Genomic DNA, 4,106 nt, shown 5'->3' with positions numbered 1-4,106 from the left:
GTCGACGTCGGCGGGGGTCGCGGCCGGGACGGTGGCGATCACCTCCTCGGTCGCGGGGTTGCGTACCTGGAGCTCGGGGGGCTGGTCGGACAAGGGGGGCCTCACATGCGTTCGAAGGAGCGGCGCAGCTCCCAGTCGGTGACCGCGGCGTCGAAGGCGTCGGTCTCGACGCGCGCCATGTTGCGGTAGTGCGCGACGACCTCGTCGCCGAAGGCCGCCTTGGCGATCGCGCTGTTCTCCCACAGCTCGGCGGCCTCGCGCAGGGTGGTGGGGACGTGCTCGAAGTCGGCGGTGTAGGCGTTGCCGGGGCAGGGCTCGGGCAGCTGGAGCTTCTGCTCGATGCCGTGCAGCCCGGCCGCGACCATGCCGGCCACGGCGAGGTGCGGGTTGACGTCGCCGCCGGGCAGCCGGTTCTCGAAGCGCAGGGAGCGGCCGTGGCCGACCACGCGCAGGGCGCAGGTGCGGTTGTCGCGGCCCCAGGCGACGGCGGTCGGGGCGAAGGAACCCGGCTGGAACCGCTTGTAGGAGTTGATGTGCGGGGCGTAGAGCAGGGAGAACTCGCGGAGCGCGGCGAGCTGTCCGGCGAGGAAGTGGCGCATGACCTCGGACATGGCGTCCGGCTCCTCGGCGGAGTCCGGCATGGCGCTGTCGCCGGCCGCGTCCGTCAGGGAGAGGTGGATGTGGCAGGAGTTGCCCTCACGCTCGTTGTACTTGGCCATGAAGGTGATCGAGACGCCCTCCTGGGCGGCGATCTCCTTGGCGCCGGTCTTGTAGACGGCGTGCTGGTCGCAGGTGACCAGGGCCTCGTCGTAGCGGAAGACGATCTCGTGCTGGCCGGGGTTGCACTCGCCCTTGGCGGACTCGACGGTGAGTCCGGCGGCGGCCATCTCGTTGCGGATGCGGCGCAGCAGGGGCTCGACGCGGCCGGTGCCGAGCACCGAGTAGTCGACGTTGTACCGGTTGGCGGGGGTGAGCCCGCGGTAGCCGGCGTCCCAGGCCTGTTCGTAGGTGTCCTTGAAGACGATGAACTCCAGCTCGGTGCCGACCTGGGCGGTGTGGCCGAGGGCGGCGAGGCGGTCCAGCTGGCGGCGCAGTATCTGCCGGGGGGCGGCGGCGACCGGGGAGCCGTCGTCCCAGGCGAGGTCGGCGACGACCAGGGCGGTGCCCTCGTTCCAGGGCACCCGGCGCAGGGTGTCGAGGTCGGGGTACATGGCGAAGTCGCCGTAGCCGGTCTCCCAGGAGGACATGGCGTAGCCGTCGACGGTGTTCATGTCGGCGTCGACGGCGAGCAGGTAGTTGCAGCCCTCGGTGCCGTGCCGGAGCACCTCGTCGAGGAAGAAGCGCGCGGCGAACCGCTTGCCCTGGAGCCGCCCCTGCATGTCGGGGAAGGCCAGGACGACGGTGTCGATCTCACCGCCGGTGACGAGGGCGTGCAGCTCCTCGACGGTGAGCGGGGGTGTGCGGTCTGCCACGGGAGAGCCTCCTCGGGCTTCTTCGGTCACGCCGGGAGCCTTAAGGTATTGCCGGGAACCATTGCTTGGGAAGGGGGCGCGGCCGGATGCCGAAGGACGCGGTCGGCGCGGTCGGGGACCGCCTGGCGCCGGTGCTGCGGCAGGTCCGCGCGGGCAACGGTTTCGAGGAGGCGCTGGAGCAGATCCTCCAGGTGGTGCGGCTGGGCCTGGTGGCGGCCGGGGAGCGGCTGCCGGCCGAGCGGGAGCTGGCGGAGCGGCTGGGGATCAGCCGGGTGACGCTGCGCGAGGTGCTGAAGGTGCTCCAGGACCAGGGCCTGGTGGAGTCGCGGCGCGGCCGGTACGGCGGGACGTTCGTGCTGCCCCGCCCGACGGACACCGGGGAGGAGGAGCTGCGGCGGCGGATCGCCGAGGTCGACATCGAGGACGTGCTGCGCTTCCGGGAGGTGCTGGAGGTGGGCGCGGCGGGGCTGTGCGCGGCGCACGGGCTGACGAAGGAGCGGGCGGCTCGTCTGCGCGAGGCGCTGTCCGGCACGCAGGACGCGCCACTGGGCGACTACCGGCGCCTCGACACGCTGTTCCACCTCACCCTGGCGGAGCTGTGCGGCTCGCCGACACTGGCCGCGCAGTACGCGGCGGTACGGGCGACGGTGAACGACCTGCTGGACTGCATCCCTCTGCTGGTGCGCAACCTGGAGCACTCGCAGCGGCAGCACGCGGCGCTGGTCGAGGCGGTGCTGGAGGGGGACGCGGACGGGGCGAGGGAGATGATGCGCGAGCACTGCGCGGGGACGGCGGCGCTGTTGCGGGGGTTCCTGGCCTGAGGGGGTGACGCGACCGGATTTACCGCGGTTCGACGCACGGGGCTTGCGCTCGCGGTGCGCACACCAGGAAGGTATGGGCCCACAAAGGTCTGGATCCGTTCCATTGCCCCCTGACGTCGCCGCCCCTGGGGAGTCGCCTCGTGAGCCTTCCGTCCGCGTCCCGTGAACCCGCCGGCGAGCCGGACGACTACCTCGAACGCAGGAGGCTGCGCCGCGGCAGCGCGGGATGGCTGCTGCTGACCGGCCTCGGCGTCGCCTACGTCGTGTCCGGCGACTACTCGGGCTGGAACTTCGGCCTGGCCGAGGGCGGCTTCGGCGGCCTGGCGATCGCCATGGTGCTGATGGGCGCCATGTACACCTGCATGGTCTTCGCCCTGGCCGAGCTGTCGTCGATCCTGCCCACGGCCGGCGGCGGCTACGGCTTCGCCCGCCGGGCGCTCGGACCGTGGGGCGGCTTCCTCACCGGCACCGCGATCCTCATCGAGTACGTCCTCGCGCCCGCCGCGATCTCCATCTTCATCGGCGACTACGTCGAGTCGCTGGGCCTGTTCGGCCTGGAGTCCGGCTGGCCGGTGTACCTGGCCTGCTTCGTCGTCTTCATCGGCATCCACCTGTGGGGCGTGGGCGAGGCACTGCGCTTCAGCTTCGTCGTCACGGGCATCGCGGTGGCGGCGCTGGTGGTGTTCGCGCTGGGGGCGCTGCCCGAGTTCGACGCCTCCTCGCTGGACGACGTCCCGGTGGACTCCTCGGCGTTCGGCGCGAACTCCTGGCTGCCGATGGGGCTGCTGGGCATCTGGGCGGCGTTCCCGTTCGGCATGTGGTTCTTCCTGGGCGTGGAGGGCGTGCCGCTGGCCGCCGAGGAGACCAGGGAACCGGCCCGTACGCTGCCGAGGGCGATCCGCTGGTCCATGGGCATCCTGGTGGTGCTGGCCGTGGTGACCTTCTTCGCGGCGGCCGGGGCGCGCGGCTCGGCGGCGGTCCAGGACGCGGGCAACCCGCTGGTGGAGGCGCTCCAGCCGGACGGCGAGGCGACGGCGCTCAGCCGGATCGTGAACTACGCGGGCCTCGCGGGACTGGTCGCGTCGTTCTTCTCGCTGATCTACGCCGGTTCGCGCCAGCTGTTCGCGCTGTCCCGCGCGGGCTACCTGCCGAAGTTCCTCTCCCTCACCAGCAGCCGCAGGGCGCCCTATCTCGGCCTGCTGGTGCCCGGCGCGATCGGCTTCGCGCTGGCCGCCGGGACGGGCAACGGGGCGCGCATGCTGAACATCGCCGTCTTCGGCGCGACGATCTCGTACGCGCTGATGTCCCTCTCCCACATCGTGCTGCGCCGCCGTGAGCCGGACCTGCCACGGCCGTACCGCACGCCGGGCGGGGTGCTCACCTCGTCGGTGGCGCTGGTGCTGGCCTGTGCGGCGCTGGTGGCGACGTTCCTGGTGGACGTGACGGCGGCGTTCATCGCGCTGGCGGTCTACATCGTGGCCGTGGCGTACTTCGGTCTCTACAGCCGCAGGCACCTGGTGGCGAGGGCGCCGGAGGAGGAGTTCGCGGCGCTGGCGGCGGCCGAGGCCGAGTTGTCACGGGAGTGAGGTGCGGGAAAGGTGATCGGCATGACGGCCAGGCCACTCATCGGCATCAGCACGTACGCGGAGTCCGGTGTGCGCTGGGGAGCGTGGCGACTGGACGCCGCGCTGCTGCCGGCCGGCTATCCGCGGCTGGTGCAGCGGGCGGGCGGACTGGCCGCGATGCTCCCGCCGGACGCGCCGGAGCGGGCGGCGGCGACCGTGGCCCGGCTCGACGGACTGGTCGTCGCGGG

The 4,106-nt window shown here is 72.3% G+C and carries 4 protein-coding genes; 3 read left to right on the top strand and 1 reads right to left on the bottom strand.

Annotation, left to right across the window (positions count from 1 at the left end; genetic code table 11):
* Positions 1–101: 101 nt before the first annotated feature.
* Complete coding sequence (locus B7767_RS27995; protein WP_085574602.1) at positions 102–1,472, bottom strand: glutamine synthetase family protein; 1,371 nt, start codon at positions 1,470–1,472, stop codon at positions 102–104.
* Between the two features lie 86 nt (positions 1,473–1,558).
* Here B7767_RS27995 and B7767_RS27990 point away from each other — a divergent pair, with 86 nt between their 5' ends.
* From B7767_RS27990 to B7767_RS27980, 3 genes are all read left to right on the top strand, one after another.
* Complete coding sequence (locus tag B7767_RS27990; protein ID WP_085574601.1) at positions 1,559–2,293, top strand: FadR/GntR family transcriptional regulator; 735 nt, start codon at positions 1,559–1,561, stop codon at positions 2,291–2,293.
* A gap of 140 nt (positions 2,294–2,433) precedes the next feature.
* Complete coding sequence (gene eat / locus B7767_RS27985; protein WP_085574600.1) at positions 2,434–3,879, top strand: ethanolamine permease; 1,446 nt, start codon at positions 2,434–2,436, stop codon at positions 3,877–3,879.
* A gap of 21 nt (positions 3,880–3,900) precedes the next feature.
* Positions 3,901–4,106, top strand: a 206-nt coding sequence (locus B7767_RS27980) for a gamma-glutamyl-gamma-aminobutyrate hydrolase family protein (protein WP_143652664.1), incomplete at its 3' end; no start/stop codon positions are given.

Source organism: Streptomyces sp. 13-12-16 (assembly GCF_002114215.1).
GTDB lineage: Bacteria > Actinomycetota > Actinomycetes > Streptomycetales > Streptomycetaceae > Streptomyces.
This window is presented reverse-complemented; position numbering and strand designations above follow the sequence as displayed.